Source organism: Pseudomonas sp. R4-35-07 (assembly GCF_003852235.1).
Classification (GTDB): domain Bacteria; phylum Pseudomonadota; class Gammaproteobacteria; order Pseudomonadales; family Pseudomonadaceae; genus Aquipseudomonas.
Map to the genome: position 1 here is coordinate 2,442,975 of NZ_CP027732.1, position 22,601 is coordinate 2,465,575.

The 22,601-nt window shown below is 61.1% G+C and carries 14 protein-coding genes; 6 read left to right on the forward strand and 8 right to left on the reverse strand.

Annotated elements, in window-relative coordinates; all coding sequences use genetic code 11:
• The 5 genes from C4J89_RS11320 to C4J89_RS11340 all read right to left on the reverse strand — a co-directional run bounded on the left by C4J89_RS11320 (position 1) and on the right by C4J89_RS11340 (position 5,792).
• Positions 1-1,482: a mannitol dehydrogenase family protein gene (locus C4J89_RS11320; RefSeq protein ID WP_124414426.1), complete on the reverse strand. Its 1,482-nt coding sequence runs from the start codon at positions 1,480-1,482 to the stop codon at positions 1-3.
• A gap of 18 nt (positions 1,483-1,500) precedes the next feature.
• Positions 1,501-2,604 carry an ABC transporter ATP-binding protein gene (locus C4J89_RS11325; RefSeq protein ID WP_124414427.1) on the reverse strand — a complete coding sequence of 368 codons (1,104 nt, stop codon included), beginning with the start codon at positions 2,602-2,604 and terminating at the stop codon, positions 1,501-1,503.
• A 23-nt stretch (positions 2,605-2,627) separates the two neighbouring features.
• A complete protein-coding gene (locus tag C4J89_RS11330) occupies positions 2,628-3,458 on the reverse strand; it encodes a carbohydrate ABC transporter permease (protein ID WP_124414428.1) in 831 nt (276 codons plus the stop codon).
• A gap of 10 nt (positions 3,459-3,468) precedes the next feature.
• Positions 3,469-4,359 carry a carbohydrate ABC transporter permease gene (locus C4J89_RS11335; RefSeq protein WP_065952553.1) on the reverse strand — a complete coding sequence of 297 codons (891 nt, stop codon included), beginning with the start codon at positions 4,357-4,359 and terminating at the stop codon, positions 3,469-3,471.
• A gap of 149 nt (positions 4,360-4,508) precedes the next feature.
• The gene (locus tag C4J89_RS11340; protein WP_372237497.1) at positions 4,509-5,792 is read right to left on the reverse strand and encodes a sugar ABC transporter substrate-binding protein; all 1,284 of its coding nucleotides are present in this window, start codon (positions 5,790-5,792) and stop codon (positions 4,509-4,511) included.
• 379 nt (positions 5,793-6,171) lie between these two features.
• Here C4J89_RS11340 and C4J89_RS27430 point away from each other — a divergent pair, with 379 nt between their 5' ends.
• On the forward strand, positions 6,172-6,381 hold the full coding sequence (locus tag C4J89_RS27430) for a chitin binding peritrophin-A domain-containing protein (RefSeq protein ID WP_372238983.1): 210 nt from the start codon (positions 6,172-6,174) through the stop codon (positions 6,379-6,381).
• 84 nt (positions 6,382-6,465) lie between these two features.
• Here C4J89_RS27430 and C4J89_RS11350 read toward each other — a convergent pair whose 3' ends face one another.
• The 3 genes from C4J89_RS11350 to C4J89_RS11360 all read right to left on the reverse strand — a co-directional run bounded on the left by C4J89_RS11350 (position 6,466) and on the right by C4J89_RS11360 (position 12,617).
• Complete coding sequence (locus tag C4J89_RS11350) at positions 6,466-10,239, reverse strand: hypothetical protein (protein ID WP_124414430.1); 3,774 nt, start codon at positions 10,237-10,239, stop codon at positions 6,466-6,468.
• Between the two features lie 110 nt (positions 10,240-10,349).
• Complete coding sequence (locus C4J89_RS11355) at positions 10,350-11,255, reverse strand: AraC family transcriptional regulator (RefSeq protein WP_124362431.1); 906 nt, start codon at positions 11,253-11,255, stop codon at positions 10,350-10,352.
• 72 nt (positions 11,256-11,327) lie between these two features.
• Positions 11,328-12,617, reverse strand: a complete 1,290-nt coding sequence (locus tag C4J89_RS11360) for a glycosyltransferase (protein WP_124414431.1) — start codon at positions 12,615-12,617, stop codon at positions 11,328-11,330.
• Between the two features lie 159 nt (positions 12,618-12,776).
• Here C4J89_RS11360 and tpx point away from each other — a divergent pair, with 159 nt between their 5' ends.
• From tpx to C4J89_RS11385, 5 genes are all read left to right on the forward strand, one after another.
• Positions 12,777-13,277, forward strand: coding sequence for a thiol peroxidase (tpx, locus tag C4J89_RS11365; RefSeq protein WP_124370392.1), 501 nt, complete (start codon positions 12,777-12,779; stop codon positions 13,275-13,277).
• A 231-nt stretch (positions 13,278-13,508) separates the two neighbouring features.
• Positions 13,509-14,807 (forward strand): MdtA/MuxA family multidrug efflux RND transporter periplasmic adaptor subunit, encoded by a 1,299-nt coding sequence (locus C4J89_RS11370; RefSeq protein ID WP_124414432.1) that lies wholly within the window; start codon positions 13,509-13,511, stop codon positions 14,805-14,807.
• Positions 14,804-17,905 carry an MdtB/MuxB family multidrug efflux RND transporter permease subunit gene (locus C4J89_RS11375; protein WP_124414433.1) on the forward strand — a complete coding sequence of 1,034 codons (3,102 nt, stop codon included), beginning with the start codon at positions 14,804-14,806 and terminating at the stop codon, positions 17,903-17,905. The genes C4J89_RS11370 and C4J89_RS11375 overlap by 4 nt, the downstream gene beginning before the upstream one ends.
• Positions 17,902-21,009, forward strand: coding sequence for an efflux RND transporter permease subunit (locus C4J89_RS11380; RefSeq protein WP_124414434.1), 3,108 nt, complete (start codon positions 17,902-17,904; stop codon positions 21,007-21,009). The genes C4J89_RS11375 and C4J89_RS11380 overlap by 4 nt, the downstream gene beginning before the upstream one ends.
• Complete coding sequence (locus C4J89_RS11385) at positions 21,006-22,544, forward strand: efflux transporter outer membrane subunit (protein WP_124414435.1); 1,539 nt, start codon at positions 21,006-21,008, stop codon at positions 22,542-22,544. The genes C4J89_RS11380 and C4J89_RS11385 overlap by 4 nt, the downstream gene beginning before the upstream one ends.
• The last annotated feature ends 57 nt before the right edge of the window (positions 22,545-22,601 follow it).

Sequence of the window (22,601 nt, forward strand, 5' to 3'; positions counted from 1 at the left end):
TCAAGCCGGTTTCTGCAGGAGGTTCTGTAGGGTCGCGCTGACGCCGTTGTCACGCAGGCTCACATAACACCGCTCGAACGCTGCCACAAATGCAGCCGAGTTGGGAATAGCCGTGCCGAAAATCTCTTCAACCCCCAGCAGGCGCTGGCTGATCAACGCGTCATCACTCACCAGCGCCTGGCAGAACGCGGCACGCGGATCGGGAATCGTGTAGGCCACGCCATTTTCGTCGACACCCTTCAAATACAAGGCCCAGGCGGCCACCACCAGCGCCGCGCGCTCAGTCTCACGCCCATCGGCAATCAGGCGATTGATGGTCGGCACGGTGAACTTGGGAAACTTCGACGAACCGTCCGAGCACACCCGTTCCAACTGGTCGGCAATTGCCTGGTTGGAGAAGCGGTCGACCAGGGTCTGCTTGTACGCCGTCAGGTCGATGCCCGGCACCGGCGCCAGGTGTGGCGTGACGTCGAGGTCCATGTAGGCGCGCATGTAGGCGACGAACAGCGGGTCGTTCATGGTGTCGTGAACAAACCGGTAACCCTTGAGAAAACCCAGGTACGTCAGGGCCAGGTGACTGCCGTTGAGCAGGCCGATCTTCATTTCTTCGTAAGGCGTCACGTCATCGGTGAACTGCACGCCGACCTTTTCCCAGGCCGGGCGGCCGTTGACGAACTTGTCTTCCAGCACCCATTGCACAAAAGGTTCGCACACCACTGGCCATGCATCGTCGATGCCGTGCTCGTCATGCAGTTGCAGGCGGTGGGCGGTGCTGGTCATTGGCGTGATGCGGTCGACCATGGCGTTCGGAAAGCTCACATTGGCTTCGATCCAGTCATGCAGTTGCGCATCGTGCAGCGCGGCGAATGCGAGGAGGGCCTTGCGGGTGACGGCGCCGTTGTGCGGCAGGTTATCGCAGGACATCACGCTGAACGCCGGGGTGCCGGCGGCGCGGCGCTTGGTCAGCGCGGCGCAGATAAACCCGAACACGGTCTGCGGTGCGCCGGGGTGCGCCAGGTCATGCTGGATCTGCGGCAGGTGAGCCATGAATTGGCCGTTGCTGTCGTCGATGCAGTAGCCGCCTTCGGTGATGGTCAGCGACACGATACGGATAGCCGGTTCGGCCAGTTTATCGATCAGGGCCTGGGCGCCGTCTTCTGCCAGCAACATGTCACTGATGGCGCCGATCACGCGTACTTCGGTGTCGTCGGTGTCGCCCAGTTCATACAGGGTGAACAGATAATCCTGGCCGGCCAGGTCGTCGCGCGCCTTGCGGTCTTCGGCCCGCAGGCCAATGCCGCAGATGCTCCAGTCCAGGCCCTCGCCGGTGTTCATCAGGGCGTCGGTGTAAAACGCCTGGTGCGCGCGGTGGAAACCGCCGACACCGATATGCGCAATGCCCTGGGATGTACTGGCAATGGCATAGGCTGGCACTTTCACGTCGGGCGCCAACTGGGTGAGGTTCTGTTTATTCAGCTTCATAGCGTAATACTCGCGAAATCAGGCGGCAGCGCGCAGGGGACGGGCCACGGCCACGCCGTCGGTGTCGAACAGATGGCAGTGGGCCGGGTCGAGGTGCAGGTGCAGCGTCTCGCCGTACTGGCTGGCCATGTCGCCGCGAATGCGCATCGTCAACGGCTCACCGTTGGCGGTGATGACGTGGCAGAAGGTGTCGCTGCCCAGGCGTTCGCCGACGTCGGCGGTAACGGTCAGGGTGGTCTGGCCCGGCGTGGCGATTTCCAGGTGTTCCGGGCGAATGCCCAGGGTGACTGCGCTGCCCACGCTCAAGGTCGGGCCGCTGAGCGGCAGGCTGATCAGGGTGCCGGCGTCGAGCTGCACGTCACAGCCCTGGCCTTCGACACGCGTGACCTTGCCCTTGAGAAAACCCATTTTCGGCGTGCCGAGAAAGCCTGCCACAAACAGGTTGGCTGGCTGGTGGTACAGATCCAGCGGCGAGCCGACCTGTTCGATGCGCCCGCTGTTGAGCACCACGACTTTATCGGCCAGGGTCATGGCTTCGACCTGGTCATGGGTCACGTAGATCATGGTCGCTTGCAGTTCTTTATGCAGGCGTGCCAGTTCCAGGCGCATCTGCACGCGCAGGGCGGCGTCGAGGTTGGACAAGGGTTCGTCGAACAGGAAGATCTTCGGGTTACGCACAATCGCCCGGCCAATCGCCACGCGCTGACGCTGGCCGCCGGAGAGCTGCTTGGGCTTGCGCTCCAGCAGCGGGCCCAACTCCAGAATGCGCGCCGCTTCGTTGACCTTGCTATCTACCAGTTTTTTGTCGACGCCGGCCAGGTCCAGGGCAAACGACATGTTCTTGCGCACGCTCATGTGCGGGTACAAGGCGTAGGTCTGGAACACCATCGCCAGGTCACGCTTGGCCGGGGTCACTTCGGTGATGTCGCGCCCGTCCAGCTCGATGGTGCCTTCACTGACTTCCTCCAGGCCGGCGATCAGCCGCAGCAGCGTGGATTTACCACAGCCCGACGGGCCGACGAATACCACGAATTCCTTGTCGTTCACTTCCAGGTCGATGCCCTTGATGATGGAAAAACCTTCGAAGCCTTTCTGCAGATTCTTGATTTTCAGGTTGGCCATGATGGGCCCTCCGCTTGGAATTATTATTTAACGGCGCCAAAGGACAGGCCGCGCACCAGTTGTTTCTGGCTGATCCAGCCGAAAATCAGGATCGGCGCGCAGGCCAGGGTCGACACGGCGGACAATTTGGCCCAGAACAAGCCTTCGGGGCTCGAATAGGAGGCGATCAGCGCGGTCAGCGGCGCGGCGCTCGATGACGTCAGGTTCAACGACCAGAAGGCTTCGTTCCAGCACAGGATCAGCGACAGCAGCACGGTGGAGGCCAGGCCGCCCTTGGCGATCGGCAGCAGCACCCGCACCATTTCCTGCCACAGGGTGGCGCCATCCAAACGTGCGGCTTCGAGGATGTCCTTGGGAATGTCCTTGAAGTAGGTGTAAACCATCCACACCACAATCGGCAGGTTGATCAGGGTGTAGATAATGATCAGCGCGATGCGCGTATCGAGCAGGCCAAAGCTCTTGGCCAGCAGGTAGATCGGCATCAGCACGCCCACCGGCGGCAGCATCTTGGTGGACAGCATCCACAGTAGCGTGCCCTTGGTGCGCTTTGTCTCGTAGAAGGCCATGGAGTAGGCGGCCGGCACCGAAATCAGCAGGCACAGGGCGGTGGCGCTGAACGAGATCAGCACCGAGTTCCAGGCGTAGGCGAAGTAGTTGCTGCGCTCGTTGATGTGCAGGTAGTTCTCCAGCGTCGGCGTGAAGATAAGCTGCGGCGGCGTGGCGAACGCGTCGATTTCGGTCTTGAAGCTGGTCAGCACCATCCAGAAGATCGGGAAGAAAATCAGGATCGCGATGGCCCAGGCCAGGGTGCCGAGCAACAGGCTTTGCAGGCGGCGGGATTGTTGAAGCGTCATGGCGCGGCCCTCAAGGCTTGTCAGTCAGGTTTTTGCCGATCATCCGCACCAGGATGATCGCCGCGATGTTGGCGATGACCACGGCAATCAAGCCGCCGGCCGAGGCCATGCCCACGTCGAACTGCACCAGCGCCTGGTTGTAGATCAGGTAGGCGAGGTTGGTCGAGGCGTAGCCGGGGCCACCGTTGGTGGTGGTGAAGATTTCGGCGAACACCGAGAGCAAAAAGATGGTTTCAATCATCACCACCACGGCAATCGGACGGGCCAGGTGCGGCAGGGTCAGGTGCCAGAAAATCGCGATGGCGCCGGCACCGTCCAGGCGTGCGGCTTCCTTTTGTTCCTGGTCGAGGGACTGCATGGCGGTCATGAGCAGCAAAATGGCGAAGGGCAGCCACTGCCACGACACAATGATGATGATCGACAGCAGCGGGTAGTGCGCCAGCCAGTCCACGGGTTCTGCGCCGAAGAACTTCCACACCGCAGCGAGAATCCCCGACACCGGGTGGAAAATCAGGTTCTTCCATATCAACGCGCCGACGGTGGGCATGATGAAGAACGGCGAAATCAACAACACCCGCACCAGGCCGCGGCCGAAGAACTCACTGGCCTCCAGCAGCGCACTGATCAATACGCCGAACACCACGCTGATCAGCAGCACGCTGCCCACCAGCAACAGCGTGTTAGTGGCGCCGGGCAGGAAGCCCGAGTCGGTGACGAAGTAAGTGAAGTTCTCCAGCCCCACGAACTGGTTTTCGCCGGGGTAGAGCAGGTTGTAGCGGATCAAGGAGAAGTACAGGGTCATGCCCAGGGGCACGATCATCCACAGCAGCAACAAGGCCACCGAGGGGCTGACGAGGAACCAGCCGGGGTTGGCCAGGCGGTTTTTGGGCGTTGTATTCATGGTATTCGAGACCAGTCAGGTACATGCAAACGCGGTCAATGTGGGAGGGGGCTTGCTCCCGATAGCAGTGTGTCAGTCACACAATCTTCAACTGATAGAGTGCTATCGGGAGCAAGCCCCCTCCCACATTTGACGGTGGTGGGCCGGCTTTATTTGGGGTAACCGGCCCGCTTCATTTCCCGCTCGGTGGTGGTCTGTGCGGCCGTCAGTGCGGCATCGACCGTCTGCTGGCCGGTCAGCGCGCCGGAGAAGAACTTGCCGACCTGGGTACCGATCGCCTGGAATTCAGGAATGGTCACCAATTGAATACCGATATACGGCACCGGTTTTTCGGTGGGTTTGGTCGGGTCCGCCACTTTCAGCGATTCCAGGGTCACCTTGGCGAACGGCGCGGCCTTCATGTACGCGTCGCTGTAGGTGGATTGGCGGGTACCTGGGGGTACGTTGGCGACGCCGTCGGTCTTGGCGACCAATGCGCCATATTCCTTGGAGGTGGCCCAGGTGGTGAACACCTTGGCGGCGTCCTTGGCCTTGGAGCTGGTGGGGATCGCCAGGCTCCAGGAGTACAGCCACGAAGTGCCCTTGTCGGTCTTCTCGTGGGGCGCAAAGGTGAAGCCGACATGCTCGGCCACTTTGCTCTGGCTCTTGTCGGTGACAAACGAGCCGGCCACGCTGGCGTCCACCCAGATCGCGCACTTGCCGCTGTTGAACAGCGCCAGGTTCTCGTTGAAACCGTTGCTGGACGCACCCGGCGGGCCGGATTTTTTCATGTTGTCGACGTAGAAGTTCAGCGCGTCTTTCCACTCGGGGCCATTGAATTGCGGCTGCCACTTCTCATCGAACCAGCGTGCGCCGTAGCCGTTGGCCAAGGTGGTGATCAGCGCCATGTTTTCGCCCCAGCCGGCTTTACCGCGCAGGCACAGGCCGTATTGCTCTTTGCTCTTGTCGGTGAGTTTGGCCGCGTATTCGCCGATCTGGCTCCAGGTCGGATGCTCGGGCATGCTCAGCCCGGCGTCCTTGAACAGGTCGGTGCGGTAATAGGTGATCGAGCTTTCGGCATAGAACGGCAGGGCGTACAGCGAGCCTTTGACCGACAGGCCGTCGCGTACCGAAGGGAACACGTCATCAAGGTCGTAGGAAGCCGGCAGGTCCTTCATCGGCTCCAGCCAGCCCTTGGCGCCCCAGAGTGCGGCTTCGTACATGCCGATGGTCAACACGTCGAACTGGCCGCCCTGAGTGGCAATATCGGTGGTCAGGCGTTGGCGCAACACATTTTCTTCGAGCACCACCCAGTTCAGCTTGATCTCTGGATGCTCGGCCTCGAAGGTTTTCGAGAGCTTCTGCATGCGGATCATGTCGCTGTTATTGACGGTGGCAATCGTCAGGGTTTGCGCGCCGAGGCTGACGGCGCTGAGGGTCATGCAGGTCAACATGCAGGTAGAGACAAGCAGAGCTTTTGCTGTGAACTTCATCGCGCACTCCATTTCCGCGCCCAGGGGGCTACAGAAGGACGGTTATTGTTGTTGTGTCTTCCTACAGGAAGTCAGGAAGAGTGTGCGTTGATTACAGCCCTCAAACGCGCCGGTGACAAATCCTTGGGAACACTGGGACTGATACTTTTTTGCACTCCAGGGATAGCGAATCAATGCGCTATTGCGGACCGTGTACCTGTTAGTTCTGACAGTAGACGCCCTATAAGGACTGAGGATTAATGACCGAGCAAAATCCAATCAGGAGACGTTTATGAACCTTTTCCGCACAAGTTTCAAAAACAATACGCTCTATAAATTTGCACTGGGCGCGGTCGTCGCCATGGCTGTGAGTGCCTGTGCCACCGAGCCACCACTGGAGTCACGAGAACCGGCTTGCACGAGAGCCGGCTACTTCAAAAGCACCAATGTGGTGGGTGGTTACCATCGCTGTGTATTCAGCCAAAACATTAATCGGTGGATTCAATACCCGTTTAACTGCCCGGCCGGGTTGGAGTTCGATGAGTCCGTGGGTACCTGTGTAAGGCCCTGACGGGACTGCCTGTCGCCGACACTTTCAGCCGCAGCAAGCCATTGAAAAGGGATCGGTACCCAGGTACCGATCCCTTTTTCACCTCTACGTCACGGTCGGATACGGCGTCTGTGTGATACAGATATCATCGATGTCATACACCCCGCCGGTGGTCGGGTTTCTGACCGAAACGGAGGCCTCGAACGGTTTGCCGGGCAAATAACCGAGCGGCACATTGACGCTGAGCCAGGTGTTCAACGTGGGCACGTTTTGCGTCCATTTCAACGTGCCCAGATGGATCTCGACAAAGGTCGGCGCCCCAATCGCGGCAAACTTGCTGATCCTGTAGCGGAAGCTGACGCGGTAGTAGCCCTCGGCGGCGGGCGTCAGCACTTTGTACAGACTGACGCCCCTGCCGGTAGTCGGTGTCGACTGCCAGAAATAGTTGCCATTCGACTCGCGGCGAATGCCTGCGTCCGGCCATTCACTGAGCCAGTAGTTCATGTAATTGTCATTGAACGTCGTGCACTCCTTGATCATCACGCTTTGCAGCGTGTAACGAGTGGGTGGAAATTCAATCGCTTGCAATTCATCCCTTAAGCCATTGAGCGCCACTTTGAATTGCAGGGTCAGCTGGCTGCGATTGCCAAGGTCTCGCAGGTAGTTGATCAATACGGTTTCCAGGTGATAACCCTGGCTGATCCAGGCCGAGTCGACCTCGGCCTTGTTCGAACCATTCATCAGGGTCAGGTTATGCGGCGTACCGTCGGCTCTGAAACCGTACAAATACAGCCATACGGGCAGGTGTGGGGCAATGAATGGGAAGGTCGTCACCCTTGCGGTGGCGTTGCCGGGCAGGGCGTCCACATCGATCACGCCGCTGGCGGATGCTTGATCGATACGAATCACGGTTTTTTTCAGTTCGCTCAGCGGCAGGCTTTCAAGATTGACCGTGAGCGGTACCGAGGGCCGGGTTTGCCCGCTTCGTGTCACCGTATACCTGATCGTGAACTGCGTAGGCGTGTTGCCGATATTCGCGGCGATCACTGAAGCGGGCACGTCGACGATGACGGTGCCATCGGTTTCGCCATACGTCGGCCCGATCACTGCCGAGCCTGCAGCGGTTTTACCCACGATCTCCACGAAGATGACGTCGCTGGTATACATCGGGCTGGTGGACACCTGCACATGCGCCCCGTGCTGTGCGTTCAAGGGGGCCAGGGTGACCAGTGTGCCGGAGCCGGTTGCCTCGATCAGGATCGGCACCGGGAACTGCGCGGGCAAGGCCTGAATGGTATAGCGCCGCTCCTTGAACCAGACCGCATTGGCCAGCTCGGCGCTGCGGTCGAACGTTACCCCGAAGCGCATTTTCAGTGGCGAACCGTCCTTGAGCTTGCGCAATTCAGGGACCGGCGCCGGTGGACGAATACCGTTCAATTCGCCGTCCTGTGTCACCAGGTCTGCCGTGTAAAAGGTGTGGTAGAAGGGATAACCGTCAGCGTAGGTGCCGGACATCTCGAACCACATTCGCTGGAACCGATGACTGAAGTGCCAGCGGTCTTCAATCGCGCGTTCGGTACCGTTCAATGTGCCGACATTCAGCACGCCATCATAGGAGTGGCCTTCTATGTAGGGTTCAGGCAGCGGCGGTGGCAACAACTCCAGGGCCAGCACAGGCGAAGGGGACTCGTGCTCGCCCCGCATGACGAAGTACTGCACGTGGATGACATGTCCCTGGGCCTGGATGTTGGCGCCCACCACCTCTGGGTCAATATCAAAGTGCAGAACTTTCGAAGAGCTGCCGTATTGGGTCTCGCAGTAAGTGCCGATGCCCGCAATGCCGGTCCAGCAACAGCGAACCTGATGGGAAGGCGCCATCTGCGGGTAGTCGACGACGACAGTCGCGCCGTTTATCGCGGCCACCGCCGCCAACTGGTCGGGATAGCGCGTGGCCTGCACGACCTCGGGACGCTTGAGGGTCAGCGCTCGGCCCACGGTAATGGTCCGGCGCTCCGAATAACGGCGTCGGCTGCCGTCCTTGGGTACCAAGGCGTAGCTCAGGCGGATTTCCTTATTGTCATTGGCAATGACGAACGCTTCGTCCACCAGGACCACTACCGGCTTGCCGGCCGTATCGGAATAGAGTTCGACTTCCTCTCCAGTGGTTCCGCTGGCGTTGGCGCCCAGCCATGTCCAGATGAACTTGTCCCCAGGGAACGTGCGTGGGTAAGGCAACGTCAGCTTGAGCTGACCTCCGATCACGCTGGCAGGGTCCAGGTTGTCGAACACGTCGACATACTGCAATAGCGGCGCCGGCAACTCGGCGACGACCGATCCGAAAATGACTTCCAACACTTCGGACTTGCGCACCGTCTGTACGCCTGGGCCAAGCGTGCGCATTTGATGGTCATTGACGAGGTAGTAGACCTTGACCGACCCCACGCCAATGAAGGGCGCAAAATCCTCCTGCAGTACGATGCGAAAGCGATCAGGTGGCGGTGGGGCGCCGGCGTTCACGGTTTCTTCGTATTCAATCAGGCCGCCGCCAGGTCGCGGTGCTTCCATGCGAAAGGTCACGCTGTTGCTGGGGGCGTAAGGGCTGTAGACCGGAAAAATGGCTCTGATGAAAGGGTGTTCCGGATCAATCAGGCCGCCCTCGTCTTGCTCGATTCGCATCGGGGGCATCATTTTTTTTGTGCCGAACACGCGAATACTCAGGCGTCGAGAAGCGCGCAGGAAGGCGCCGCTGGCCGTTGTCAGGGTATATTCGATGCGCAGTTGTCCATCGATCACGTCTTCAAGGTACTTATTGTCCAGCACGATGGAGGACGAAAGGCCGATGCGTGCAGGAAAACCAGGCAGCGTCACCACGCTGGATGAGCCATCCGGGAAAAACTGGGTCAGGGTTACATGGATCAGCGCGCCAGCTGGGGTAGGTCTGGCGGTATCATTGGGCGTAGCGGGTAGCGTTCGAGGAACGACCATTTCCGCGGTGAACACCTCGTCTCCATGGGTATCAAAATTCAACTCATCGACGGACTCAACGCCGACCACGAAGTGCGGCCGATCAAGCAAGCCGAGTTCAAGGTCGGTCTCCAACTTGACCACCTTCGACCACTGCGGGTCTTCCCCGGAATAGTTGAGTACGCGGTCAAACACCCGGAAGAGAATGGAGACTGCGCCGCTGCCCCCTGAAATAATCGTTTGTTCAGGTACATGCACGATGATGGGCTTGGTGCCATCAACGTGTTGCTGATCGATTTTTTGAAAAATAGCGATACCGTTCCACCACACTTCAATAGTGTCGCCTACCGTGCAGAACGGATAAAAGTCACAGGTCAAGTCCACTCCTGCCTTGGCACGCTCGGCGTCCAGCGGCGTGTATTCCAAGTCTTCAGGCAGGTGTATCACCAGGTTCGAGTGGAACCATGGGTAGACGCTGCGACCACCTGGCCGTGAGGTTTTGGTGTACCAGGTCTGAGGTGGGGATGTGCTGGGCGTGGCGCTGCCCACTCTGATCGCTTCACCGAAGCAGGGATAAATCGTGCCTTCGGGCACCAGCGATGCGGGAATGACCAACTGCACACGGTCTTTGTACAAATCTTCCGGGTAAACCTCGCCTGCACCCAAAGCGTAGCTGGTACTGCCGGCGAAAAATTTATAGGTGTCACCGACATTGAAGTTCGACCATCTTTCAAAACTCACAATCAGCCACGGATCGATCTGTCGAATGCCCAATCCTACGTCAGCATCCAGATTCGGCTGCAGTGCGCCGTTGACATACGGCGGGTCAAGGTTGACGGCGGAGGGCGATGGGGGTTCGTGGGGCGGGGATTCACACAGGGGAATGGGCAGGTTGGAGGACGTTGGTTCTTTCATCGTGAGCGCTCCTTGTACAGTGGTGAAACCGGGCAAGGAAATCACACACCCCTGGCAGCAGAGCGGATAGCTGTCAAAGTTGACAGAAGCGACGAGTGGTTGCGTCAGGCTCAGGCCTGGTTACGCTCGGTCAGCCGTTGTACGGCCAGGCGCCGATAGTGCGATGGGGTCATGCCCTTGAGCTGCTGAAAGCGCCGGTTGAAGTTGGAAATGTTATTGAAGCCCGACTCAAAGCACACATCCGTCACCGCCTTGTCGCCATCGGCCAGCAACTCGCAGGACTTGCTGATGCGCAGCCGGTTGACGAACTCGATAAACGTGCGCCCGGTAGCCTGTTTGAACACGCGGGAAAAATAGGTGGGCTTCATGCCCAGGTAGTCCGCCACTTCCTCCAACGGTAGCTCGCGGGCGTAGTGGGCAAAGATATAATCCACCGCGCGGTTGGTGCGGTCGATGCTGTGCTCATCGGCCAGCTGCGGTGTAGTGGCACCCGACAGCAGATGGTAGTCCTCGCAGGCGCTCAATACTTCCAGCAAGATAAAGAAGTGCCCCAGCCGCGCCATGCCCTGGGTGTCTTCGATGCGCTGCATCAGATCCATGGCTCGCGCGATGGTGGTCTTGCAGCGGAATTCGATGCCGTACTGGGCGCGTTCGAGCAGCGGCGCCAGGCTTCTGAGTTCGGTGAAGATCTGACTGCCGTTTTCCAGCAACTCGTCGGTAAAGTTCACCAGCATGTCGCGCTTGGGGACTGTCTCATCGGCCTCCACCTGGCTGATCCAGTTATGCGGCAAATTGGGGCCCGTCAGGAACAGGCTTTCGGGATAGAAGTTGCCGATGTAGTCGCCAATGAACACTTTTCCGGAGCTGGCGACGATCAGGTGCAGCTCGTATTCCTTATGGAAGTGCCAGCGCACCAGCGGGCAGGGAAAGCCGTGCTGGCGATAGATGATGGACAGGCCGTTATGGTCGTCCATCAACTCGTAGGAAGGGTCGGTGATGCGCGTTGCTCGGGTCATGTTGCCGTCGCTTTATTGTGGGTGCCGCGTAGGATAATGCCCCGTTGCGCGCGACCCTGCCAGCGTCGCGCGTTAAAGACTGCGGTTTTTTGCCTCGATCCATTGAGACATGTACTGCGTACTTTTATGCGCATGGTGGCGCAGCATGCTGCCGGTGAAATTATCCCGTCGATGGGCGTCCAGCTGGCTGCGACAGTGTTCCAGGCAGGCCACCAGCGCTGGGCCGTGGAAAGTTTGGTCATAGCGCCGGGCAAGCAGCTGACGGCCGTGTTCCTGGGCCTGGGTCCAGCGTTCGCCGTCTTGGTAGAGGCTCACGGCGGCAGCGGCCAGGGCCGGGGCGCTGTGCTCGATTGCCCCCGGCCAGGGCTGTTCAGCGCCCATGGCTTCGGCACCGATTGGCGTGGTGATAGTCGGCGTGCCACACAGCATCGCGTCCGCCAGTTTGCCCTTGATCCCCGCGCCAAAGCGCAGCGGCGCCAGGCAGATGCGTGCGGCCGTCATCACTTGCAGCGCATCTTCGGCCCAGTTCATCACATGAAAGCCCTGCGCCGGGTTGTGCAGGGCGGTGGCCTTGGGCGGGGTGTAGGCGCCGTAGATGTGCAACTGGGCGCCCGGTAATTGCTGGCGGATCAGCGGCCAGAGGCTGTGCTTCATCCACAACACCGCGTCCCAGTTGGGCGCGTGGCGGAAGTTGCCGATGCTGAGAAAGTGCGCGCGGTCTTCGAACGGCGCGAAGGCTGCGGTCGGCGGCTGCATCATCAACGGGCACCAGTGGAGCAGGGCGGCGGGCACCTTGAACTGCTCGGTGAGCAGGCGGATCTCCACGTCGGAGATCATCAGGCTGATGTCGCAGCGGTAGATCGCGGCAATTTCGCGTTTGGCCAGGTCGGTGTCGGCCATCCGTTGGAATTCCTGCTCCAGGTCCGGGGCGAACAGGGCGGTAAAGTCATCACGCTCCGGATCGGCTTTGAGCGCCGCCTTGAGCCGCACATGCCGGGCGTCGCGCAGGCTTTGCAGGTCGGAGGTTTCCAGCACGCGCAGGGCGTCGGGGCAGCATTTTTCCACGCGCCAGCCGAACTGTTCTTCCATCATGAAACGGTCGAACAGCACGATGTCCGGCGCCAGCTCACGGATGAAGTCGTCGAAGCTGCTGTTATTGAGCTCGATGGCGCATTCACGGATGCCCAGCGCCGGCAAGTCGGCCTTGTGCTCGCCGACGGTGGCCGGGCTGCTGAAGGTGATGTCCCAACCTTGTGTAAGAAAACTCTGCAGAATTTGCATCATATGCCCGCCCGCAGCCGAAGAACGCGGCTCCGGCCAGACGTAACCGATGACCAGGACTTTGGTGGCGGGATGATTCATCGGCATTGATTTCCTTGAAGGGCAGGCGAAAAGCGCGCAATTAAACCACAATCAGATGGCATGACAATTTGTGTCTGGCGGTAGGTAGCCAAGGGACTTTGTGGTTAACTTCGGCCTCTCGATTTCGTTTAACCAAAACCCAGCATAAGGATTCCGTTCATGGCTCAAGTTACCCTCAAAGGCAACCCGGTCCAGGTTGAAGGCGAACTGCCGAAAGTCGGCGCCAAAGCTGCAGATTTCACCCTGACCGCCGGCGATCTGTCCAACGCCACCCTGGCTACCTTTGCCGGCAAGCGCAAAGTGCTGAACATCTTCCCAAGCGTTGACACCCCAACCTGCGCGACTTCGGTGCGCAAGTTCAACGCCCAGGCCAACGATGTGGAAAACACCGTGGTGCTGTGCATCTCCACCGACCTGCCATTCGCCCAGGCGCGTTTCTGCGGCTCCGAAGGCCTGGAAAACGTGAAGAACCTGTCGGACTTCCGCGATTCGGATTTCGCCGTTGATTACGGTGTGGCGATTGCCGACGGCCCGCTCAAGGGCCTGACCGCTCGCGCGGTGGTGGTGCTGGACGAAAACGACACTGTGCTGCACAGCGAGTTGGTCAAGGAAATCGCTGAAGAGCCAAACTACGACGCAGCCCTGGCTGTGTTGAAGTAACTGTATCTGCGCGTGACTGTCGTTTGGCAGTAACACGTATGATGCATGATTGCGGCCTGGCCTAGTCCAGGCCGTTTTTATTTGAGCGTCAGCGGTTTAGCGAAATAGCCGGCGGACTAAGATCAGCAGTTAAAAGTTGTAAGCCCAAGGTAAATAGCCGGTAAAGGTGCTTTTCTAAACGCACCCCAGTGCTTATCTTTCAGCCTCCCAAAGAAGAAGCTCTCGCGCCCAATGGTTGATCACTCCATGCAATCCTCCCCCCGCAACTCCCGTCGCTGGCTGTTCGGCCTGCTTGTGCTGCTGGTTATCGCCGGCCTGTGCTGGAAATTCTGGCCCAACGGTGCGGCCCATAAAGACGCGCCGGCCGGGCACACCGGCAAGACCGGTATGGCGCGCCCAGGGTTTGGCGGTGCCACCGGCCCAGTGCCGGTGCGGGTGGCGCCTGCGGCACTGGGTGATTTCCCGGTGTACTACAAGGCATTGGGCACGGTGACGGCGCTCAACACCATTAATGTGCGCAGCCGGGTGGGCGGCGAGCTGGTGAAGATCGCCTTTGAAGAAGGGCAGATGGTCAAGGCCGGCGACCTGCTGGCCGAAATCGACCCGCGCAGCTACCAGAACGCCTTGCTCCAGGCCCAGGGCACGTTGTTGCAGAACCAGGCCCAGCTGAAAAACGCCCAGGTCGACGTCGAGCGTTATCGCGGCCTGTATGCCCAGGACAGCATCGCCAAGCAGACCCTGGACACCGCCGAAGCGCTGGTGATGCAGTACCAGGGCACGGTCAAGACCAACCAGGGCGCGGTCGACGATGCCAAGCTGAACCTTGAATTCACCAAGATCCGCGCGCCGATTGCCGGTCGCGTCGGCCTGCGTCAGCTCGATGTCGGCAACCTGGTGGCCGCCAACGACACCACCGCCCTCGCGGTGATCACTCAGACCCAACCAATCAGCGTGGCCTTCACCCTGCCGGAAAATACCCTGGAAACCGTGCTGGCCCGTTACCACGCCGGCAACAAACTGCCGGTGGAAGCCTGGGACCGTGGCGACGCGAAAAAGCAGGCGGTGGGCGTGCTGCAAAGCCTGGACAACCAGATCGACGTGACCACCGGCACCCTGAAATTCAAGGCGCGCTTCGATAACAAGGATCAGGCGCTGTTCCCCAATCAGTTCGTCAATGTGCATCTGCTGGCCGACACCTTGCACAACGTGGTACTGGCACCTTCCGCTGCGATCCAGTTCGGTAACAACGGCACCTTCGTCTACAAGCTCGATGGCGACAAGAAGGTCAAGGTCCAGCCGCTGGTGGTGGGCGACACCGATGGCGACAACACCGTGATCAAGCAAGGCCTCGCGGCGGGTGATCGGGTGGTCATGGAAGGCACCGACCGTCTCAAGGACGGCAGTGAAATCGAAGTGGTCAACGACAGCAGCGAAGTGCCGACCACCCCGACCGAACACCTGCAAGGCAAACCCGCGGCAAAAGGGGAGACCGGCACTGACGGCGGCAAGGCGCAAAAGGTCGGCGCATGAACCTGTCGCGCCTGTTCATCCTTCGCCCGGTCGCCACCACGCTGAGCATGCTGGCCATTGTACTGGCCGGCCTCATCGCCTATCGCCTGTTGCCGGTGTCGGCCTTGCCCCAGGTGGACTACCCGACGATTCGGGTGATGACGCTGTACCCCGGCGCCAGCCCCGACGTGATGACCAGCGCAGTCACCGCGCCGCTGGAGCGCCAGTTCGGGCAGATGCCCGGCCTGACCCAGATGGCGTCCACCAGCTCCGGCGGTGCGTCGGTGCTGACCCTGCGCTTCAACCTCGACATCAACATGGATGTCGCCGAGCAACAGGTACAGGCTGCGATCAATGCCGCCACCAACCTGCTGCCCAAGGATTTGCCGGCGCCGCCGGTGTACAACAAGGTCAACCCGGCGGATACCCCGGTACTGACGTTGGCCATCACCTCCAAGACCATGCTGCTGCCCAAGCTCAATGACCTGGTCGACACGCGCATGGCGCAAAAGATCGCGCAGATCAGCGGTGTCGGCATGGTCAGCATCGCCGGTGGCCAGCGCCAGGCCGTGCGCATCAAGGTCAACCCCGAGGCCCTGGCGGCCAACGGCTTGAACCTGTCGGACGTGCGCACCTTGATCGCCGCGTCCAACGTCAACCAGCCCAAGGGCAATTTCGACGGCCCCACGCGGGTGTCGATGCTCGATGCCAACGACCAGTTGGTCTCGCCCCAGCAATATGCCGAACTGATCCTGGCCTACAGCAACGGCGCGCCGCTGCGCCTTAAAGACGTGGCGCAAATTGTCGACGGCGCCGAAAACGAGCGCCTTGCTGCCTGGGCCAATGAAAACCAGGCCGTGCTGCTCAATATCCAGCGCCAGCCGGGCGCCAACGTGATCGAGGTGGTGGACCGTATCAAGGCGCTGCTGCCGAGTATCACCGACAACCTGCCGGCGGGCCTGGACGTGACCGTGCTCACCGATCGCACCCAGACCATCCGCGCGTCGGTGAAAGACGTGCAGCACGAATTGCTGATCGCCATTGTCCTGGTGGTAATGGTGACGTTCCTGTTCCTGCGCCGAGTCAGCGCCACGCTTATTCCATCCATCGCCGTGCCGCTGTCGCTGATCGGCACCTTTGGCGTGATGTACCTGGCGGGGTTCTCGGTCAACAACCTGACGTTGATGGCCCTGACCATTGCCACCGGGTTCGTGGTGGACGATGCCATCGTGATGCTGGAGAACATCTCCCGCTACATCGAGGAAGGCGAGACGCCCATGGCCGCCGCGCTCAAAGGCGCCAAACAGATCGGCTTCACCCTGATTTCCCTGACCCTGTCGCTGATCGCCGTATTGATCCCGCTGCTGTTCATGGCCGATGTGGTCGGGCGCCTGTTCCGTGAGTTTGCCATCACCCTGGCCGTGGCGATCCTGATTTCCCTGGTGGTGTCCCTCACGCTCACGCCGATGATGTGCGCGCGCTTGCTCAAGCGTGAGCCGAAAGAAGAGGAGCAGGGCCGCTTTTACAAGGCCAGCGGCGCCTGGATCGATTGGCTGATCGAAGCCTACGGGCGCAAGTTGCAATGGGTGCTCAAGCACCAGCCGCTGACCCTGCTGGTGGCCATCGCCACCCTGGGCCTTACGGTGGTGCTGTACCTGGTGGTGCCCAAGGGCTTTTTCCCGGTGCAGGACACCGGCGTGATCCAGGGCATTTCCGAGGCGCCGCAGTCGATCTCCTTTGCGGCGATGAGCCAGCGCCAGCAGGAACTGGCGAAGATCATCCTGGCCGATCCGGCGGTTGAAAGCCTGTCGTCCTACATTGGCGTGGACGGTGATAACGCCACGCTCAACAGCGGCCGCTTGCTGATCAACCTCAAGGCCCACGGGCAGCGCGACTTGAGCGCGACGCAGGTGATCGCGCGCCTGCAGCCGGAAATCGACAAGCTGGTGGGCATCCGCCTGTTCATGCAGCCGGTGCAGGACCTGACCATTGAAGACCGCGTCAGCCGCACCCAGTACCAATTCAGCATGTCGTCGCCGGACGCCGAGCTGTTGGCCCTGTGGAGTGAAAAACTGGTGCATGCCCTCAGCCAGTTGCCGGAACTCACCGACGTGGCCAGTGACCTGCAGGACAAAGGCCTGCAGGTGTACCTGGTGATCGATCGCGATGCCGCCTCGCGCCTGGGCGTCAGCGTCTCGACCATCACCGACGCGCTGTACGACGCCTTCGGCCAACGGCAGATTTCCACCATCTACACCCAGGCCAGCCAGTACCGCGTGGTATTGCAGGCCCAATCGGGCGAAACCCTGGGCCCGGCCGCGCTCAACCAGATCCATGTGAAGACCACCGACGGCGGCCAGGTACGGCTGTCGAGCCTGGCCCATGTGGAGCAGCGCCAGGCGCAGTTGGCGATTGCCCATATCGGCCAGTTCCCGGCGGTGATGATGTCGTTCAACCTGGCCCCCGGCGTTGCGCTGGGCAAAGGCGTCGAGCTGATCAACCAGACCCAGAAGGACATCGGCATGCCGGTCGGCGTGCAGACCCAGTTCCAGGGCGCGGCCCAGGCGTTCGAGGCCTCGCTGTCGAGCACCTTGCTGCTGATCCTGGCGGCGGTGGTCACCATGTACATCGTGCTCGGCGTGCTCTACGAGAGTTATATCCACCCGATCACCATTCTCTCGACCTTGCCCTCGGCGGCGGTGGGTGCCTTGCTCGCCTTGCTGCTCAGTGGCAATGACCTGGGCATGATCGCGATCATCGGCATCATTTTGCTGATCGGTATCGTCAAGAAGAACGCGATCATGATGATCGACTTCGCCCTCGACGCCGAGCGCAACCAGGGCCTGGACCCGCAGACCGCCATTTACCAGGCGGCGCTGCTGCGCTTCCGGCCGATCCTGATGACCACCCTGGCCGCCTTGTTCGGTGCGGTGCCGCTGATGCTGGCCAGCGGTTCCGGTGCGGAACTGCGCCAGCCCCTGGGCCTGGTGATGGTCGGCGGGTTGCTGGTGAGCCAGGTGCTGACGCTGTTCACCACGCCGGTGATCTACCTGTATTTCGATCGGTTGGGACGGCGCTGGCGCAAGGAACCGCAGAGCCTGGAGCCGGTTGAATCATGAACCTGTCCGGACCGTTCATTCGCCGGCCAGTAGCCACGATGCTGCTGAGCCTGGCGATCATGTTGCTCGGCGGCGTCAGCTTCAATCTGCTGCCGGTGTCGCCGTTGCCGCAGATCGACTTCCCGGTGATCGTGGTGTCGGCCAGCTTGCCCGGCGCCAGCCCCGAGGTCATGGCGTCTACCGTGGCCACGCCGCTGGAGCGCTCGTTCGGCGCGATTGCTGGCATCACCACCATGAGCAGTTCATCGAGCCAGGGCTCGACGCGGGTGATCCTGGCGTTCGATTCCGACCGCGATATCAACGGCGCGGCGCGGGAAGTGCAGGCGGCGATCAATGCGTCGCGCAACCTGCTGCCCAGCGGCATGCGCAGCATGCCCACGTACAAGAAGATCAACCCGTCCCAGGCGCCGATCATGGTGCTGTCGCTGACCTCGGACGTGCTGCAGAAGGGCCAGCTGTACGACCTGGCCTCGACCATCCTGTCCCAGAGCCTGTCCCAGGTGCCGGGGGTGGGTGAAGTGCAGATCGGCGGCAGTTCGCTGCCGGCGGTGCGCATCGAACTGGAGCCCAAGGCCCTCGACCAGTACGGCGTGGCCCTGGACGATGTGCGCAATACCATCGCCAACGCCAACCAGCGCCGGCCCAAGGGTTCCCTGGAAGACAGCGAGCGCAACTGGCAGATTCAGGCCAACGACCAGTTGGAAAAAGCCAAGGACTACGAGCCGCTGCTGATTCGCTACCAGAATGGCGCGGCGCTGCGCCTGAGCGATGTGGCGAAGATCAGCGATGGCGTCGAAGACCGTTACAACAGCGGTTTTTTCAACAATGATTCGGCGGTGCTGCTGGTGATCAACCGCCAGTCCGGCGCCAACATCATCGAGACGGTGCGGCAGATCAAGGCGCAGTTGCCGGCGTTGCAGGCGGTGTTGCCGTCCAGCGTCAAGCTCAACCTGGCCATGGACCGTTCGCCGGTCATCACCGCCACCTTGCACGAAGCCGAAATGACCCTGCTGATCGCCGTGGCCCTGGTGGTGCTGGTGGTGTACCTGTTCCTGGGCAACTTCCGCGCCTCGTTGATCCCCACCCTGGCGGTGCCAGTGTCGCTGGTGGGCACTTTTGCGGTGATGTACCTGTACGGGTTTTCGTTGAACAACTTCTCGCTGATGGCGCTGATCCTGGCCACCGGCCTGGTGGTGGACGATGCCATCGTGGTGCTGGAGAACATTTCCCGGCATATCGACGAGGGCGTGCCGCCGATGAAGGCTGCCTACCTGGGCGCCGAGGAAGTCGGCTTTACCTTGCTGTCGATGAACGTATCGCTGGTGGCGGTGTTTCTCTCCATCCTGTTCATGGGCGGGATCGTCACCAACCTGTTTCGTGAGTTTTCCATCACCTTGTCGGCGGCGATCATCGTCTCGCTGATCGTGTCGCTGACCCTGACCCCGATGCTCTGCGCGCGCTGGCTCAAGCCCCATGTCAAAGGGCACATGACCGGGTTGCAGCGCTGGAGCCACCGCATCAACGAGCGCATGGTCGCCGCCTATGCCACCAGCCTGGACTGGGTGCTGCGCCATCGACGCCTGACCCTGCTCAGCCTGCTGGTCACCGTGGGCGTGAACATCGCGCTGTACGTGGTGGTGCCGAAAACCTTCATGCCCCAGCAGGACACCGGCCAGTTGATCGGTTTTGTGCGCGGCGATGACGGGCTGTCGTTCAATGTGATGCAGCCGAAGATGGAAATTTTTCGCCAGGCCGTGCTCAAGGACCCGGCGGTGCTCAGCGTGGCTGGCTTTATCGGCGGCAACAGTGGCATCAACAATGCGGTGATGCTGGTGCGCCTCAAACCCATCGGTGAGCGCAAGGCCTCGGCCCAGGCGGTGATCGAGCGCTTGCGCAAGGAGGTACCGCTGGTGCCGGGCGGTCGTCTGTTCCTGATGGCCGACCAGGACCTGCAGTTTGGCGGCAGCCGCGACCAGACCAGCGCGCAGTACTCCTACATCCTGCAAAGCGGTGACCTGGCCGCGTTGCGCCTGTGGTACCCGAAAGTGGTGGCCGCCATGCGTGAACTGCCGGAGCTGACCGCCATCGACGCCCGCGAAGGACGCGGCGCGGCCCAGGTCACGCTGATCGTCGACCGCGATCAGGCCAAGCGCCTGGGGATCGACATGGACATGGTCACCTCGGTGCTGAATAACGCCTACAGCCAGCGGCAGATTTCCACGATCTACGACAGCCTCAACCAGTATCAGGTGGTGATGGAGGTCAACCCTAAATATGCCCAGGACCCGATCACCCTTAACCAGGTGCAGGTGATCACCGCCGATGGCGCGCGCGTGCCGCTGTCGACCATTGCCCATTATGAGAACAGCCTGGCCGATGACCGCGTCAGCCATGAAGGGCAGTTCGCCTCGGAAAACATCGCGTTCGACATGGCGCCCGGCGTCACGGTGGAGCAGGGCACTGCTGCCATCGAACGCGCGATTGCCAAGGTCGGCCTGCCGGAAGATGTGATCGCCAAGATGGCCGGCACCGCCGACGCGTTCGCCGCGACCCAGAAGGGCCAGCCGTTCATGATTCTCGGTGCGTTGGTGGCGGTGTACCTGGTGCTGGGCATTCTGTATGAAAGCTATATCCACCCGCTGACGATCCTGTCGACCTTGCCGTCGGCCGGGGTCGGCGCGTTGCTGTCGATCTACCTGCTGGGCGGGGAGTTCAGCCTGATCTCACTGCTGGGATTGTTCCTGCTGATCGGGGTGGTGAAGAAAAACGCGATCCTGATGATCGACCTGGCGCTGCAGCTTGAGCGTCATGACGGCATGAGCCCGCTGGAGTCGATTCGCAGCGCCTGCCTGCTGCGCCTGCGCCCGATCCTGATGACCACCCTGGCGGCGATTCTCGGGGCCTTGCCATTGCTGCTCGGCGCCGGCGACGGCGCGGAAATGCGCCAGCCCCTGGGCCTGACCATTATCGGCGGCCTGGTGTTCAGCCAGATCCTGACCCTTTACACCACTCCGGTGGTTTACCTCTATCTTGACCGCGCGCGCCACCGCTTCAATGCCTGGCGCGGCGTGCGTACCGATGCTGCCCTGGACACTGCGCTATGACCGATTCAGCTAACGCCAATCCCACTGTAGGAGCGAGCTTGCTCGCGAAAAACCTGCACGCACCGCGTTCTTCCAGGTTCGGCGCGTTATCGTTGACGATCTTCGCGAGCAAGCTCGCTCCTACAGTGGGGTTGGCGTTGCTACTGAGCGCCTGCGCCATCGGTCCTGATTACCAGCGCCCGGCCGTGGTCGAACCGGCACAATTCAAGCAAGCCCAGGGCTGGCGCCAGGCCAATCCAAGTGATTCCCTGGCCCGTGGCGCATGGTGGGAGCTGTACGGCGACCGCCAATTGAACGACCTGGTGGTGCGCCTCAACACCTCCAACCAGACCGTCGCCCAGGCCGAGGCGCGCTTTCGCCAGGCCCAGGCACTGGTGCGCAGTGCTCGCGGGGCGTTTTACCCCAGCGTCGACCTGAGCGTCGGTAAAACCCGCGCCAGCCAGGGCACCGGCAGCAGCAGCGCCAGCCTCAGCAGTTCCAGCAGTGGTATTCGCGACACCCTCAATGCGCAGTTGGGCGTGAGCTGGGAAGCTGATATCTGGGGCAAATTGCGTCGGGGCCTGGAGGCCAACGAAGCCAGCGCCGAGGCCAGCTCGGCCGACCTGGCCGCAATGCGCCTGAGCCAACAGTCGGAGCTGGTGCAGAGCTATTTGCAGTTGCGGGTCATGGACGAACAGACCCGTTTGCTGCAAGCCACGCTGGACACCTACCAGCGCTCGCTGCAAATGACCGAAAACCAATACCGTGCCGGTGTGGCCGGCAAGGACGCCATCGCCCAGGCGCAAACCCAGTTCAAGACTACCCAGGCCAGCCTGATCGACCTGATCTGGCAGCGCGCGCAGCTGGAAAACGCCATTGCAGTACTGATCGGTGAAGCGCCGGCCAATTTCAGCCTGGCCGTGAGCAAAGACATCCCGGCACTGCCGCAGATTCCCGTCGGCCTGCCGTCGCACCTGTTGGAGCGTCGCCCGGATATTGCCTCGGCGGAACGCTCGGTGATTGCGGCCAACGCCAATATCGGCGTAGCCAAGGCTGCCTATTACCCCGACTTGACCTTGAGCCTGGCGGGGGGCTATTCCAGCAGCACCTATGCAGACTGGATCAGCCTGCCGAACCGCTTCTGGTCGGTGGGCCCGAAGCTGGCCATGACCCTGTTCGACGGCGGCCAGCGCTCGGCGGAAGTCGACCGCAGCGTGGCCAGTTACGACGAGACCGTGGCCAAGTACCGTCAGACCGTGCTGGATGGGTTCCGCGAAGTGGAAAACTACATGGTGCAGCTCAAGGTGCTGGCGGACGAAGCGGTAGTCAGCAACGAAGCGCTGGAGTCTGCCCGCGAGTCGTTGCGGTTGACCGAAAACCAGTACAAAGCGGGGCTGATTGCTTATCTGGACGTGGTCACCGTGCAGGCGACGGCCTTGAGCAACGAGCGCACGGTATTGACCTTGCTGCAGTCGCGGCTGGTGGCGAGCGTGCAATTGATTGCGGCGCTGGGTGGCGGATGGGACGGCAACACTGCTCTGGTCGAGAAGGATTGACCGCAACGCTCCCGCGTGGGAACGATCATCCCCCGTTGCTAGCCTTGGCGATCACCC

Excerpts from the sequence above, each read along its gene's own strand:
- C4J89_RS11320 (WP_124414426.1), bottom strand. The coding sequence starts at position 1,482 with ATGAAGCTGAATAAACAGAACCTCACCCAGTTGGCGCCCGACGTGAAA.
- C4J89_RS11325 (WP_124414427.1), bottom strand. The coding sequence starts at position 2,604 with ATGGCCAACCTGAAAATCAAGAATCTGCAGAAAGGCTTCGAAGGTTTT.
- C4J89_RS11330 (WP_124414428.1), bottom strand. The coding sequence starts at position 3,458 with ATGACGCTTCAACAATCCCGCCGCCTGCAAAGCCTGTTGCTCGGCACC.
- C4J89_RS11335 (WP_065952553.1), bottom strand. The coding sequence starts at position 4,359 with ATGAATACAACGCCCAAAAACCGCCTGGCCAACCCCGGCTGGTTCCTC.
- C4J89_RS11340 (WP_372237497.1), bottom strand. The coding sequence starts at position 5,792 with ATGTTGACCTGCATGACCCTCAGCGCCGTCAGCCTCGGCGCGCAAACC.
- C4J89_RS27430 (WP_372238983.1), top strand. The coding sequence starts at position 6,172 with ATGGCTGTGAGTGCCTGTGCCACCGAGCCACCACTGGAGTCACGAGAA.
- C4J89_RS11350 (WP_124414430.1), bottom strand. The coding sequence starts at position 10,239 with ATGAAAGAACCAACGTCCTCCAACCTGCCCATTCCCCTGTGTGAATCC.
- C4J89_RS11355 (WP_124362431.1), bottom strand. The coding sequence starts at position 11,255 with ATGACCCGAGCAACGCGCATCACCGACCCTTCCTACGAGTTGATGGAC.
- C4J89_RS11360 (WP_124414431.1), bottom strand. The coding sequence starts at position 12,617 with ATGAATCATCCCGCCACCAAAGTCCTGGTCATCGGTTACGTCTGGCCG.
- tpx (WP_124370392.1), top strand. The coding sequence starts at position 12,777 with ATGGCTCAAGTTACCCTCAAAGGCAACCCGGTCCAGGTTGAAGGCGAA.
- C4J89_RS11370 (WP_124414432.1), top strand. The coding sequence starts at position 13,509 with ATGGTTGATCACTCCATGCAATCCTCCCCCCGCAACTCCCGTCGCTGG.
- C4J89_RS11375 (WP_124414433.1), top strand. The coding sequence starts at position 14,804 with ATGAACCTGTCGCGCCTGTTCATCCTTCGCCCGGTCGCCACCACGCTG.
- C4J89_RS11380 (WP_124414434.1), top strand. The coding sequence starts at position 17,902 with ATGAACCTGTCCGGACCGTTCATTCGCCGGCCAGTAGCCACGATGCTG.
- C4J89_RS11385 (WP_124414435.1), top strand. The coding sequence starts at position 21,006 with ATGACCGATTCAGCTAACGCCAATCCCACTGTAGGAGCGAGCTTGCTC.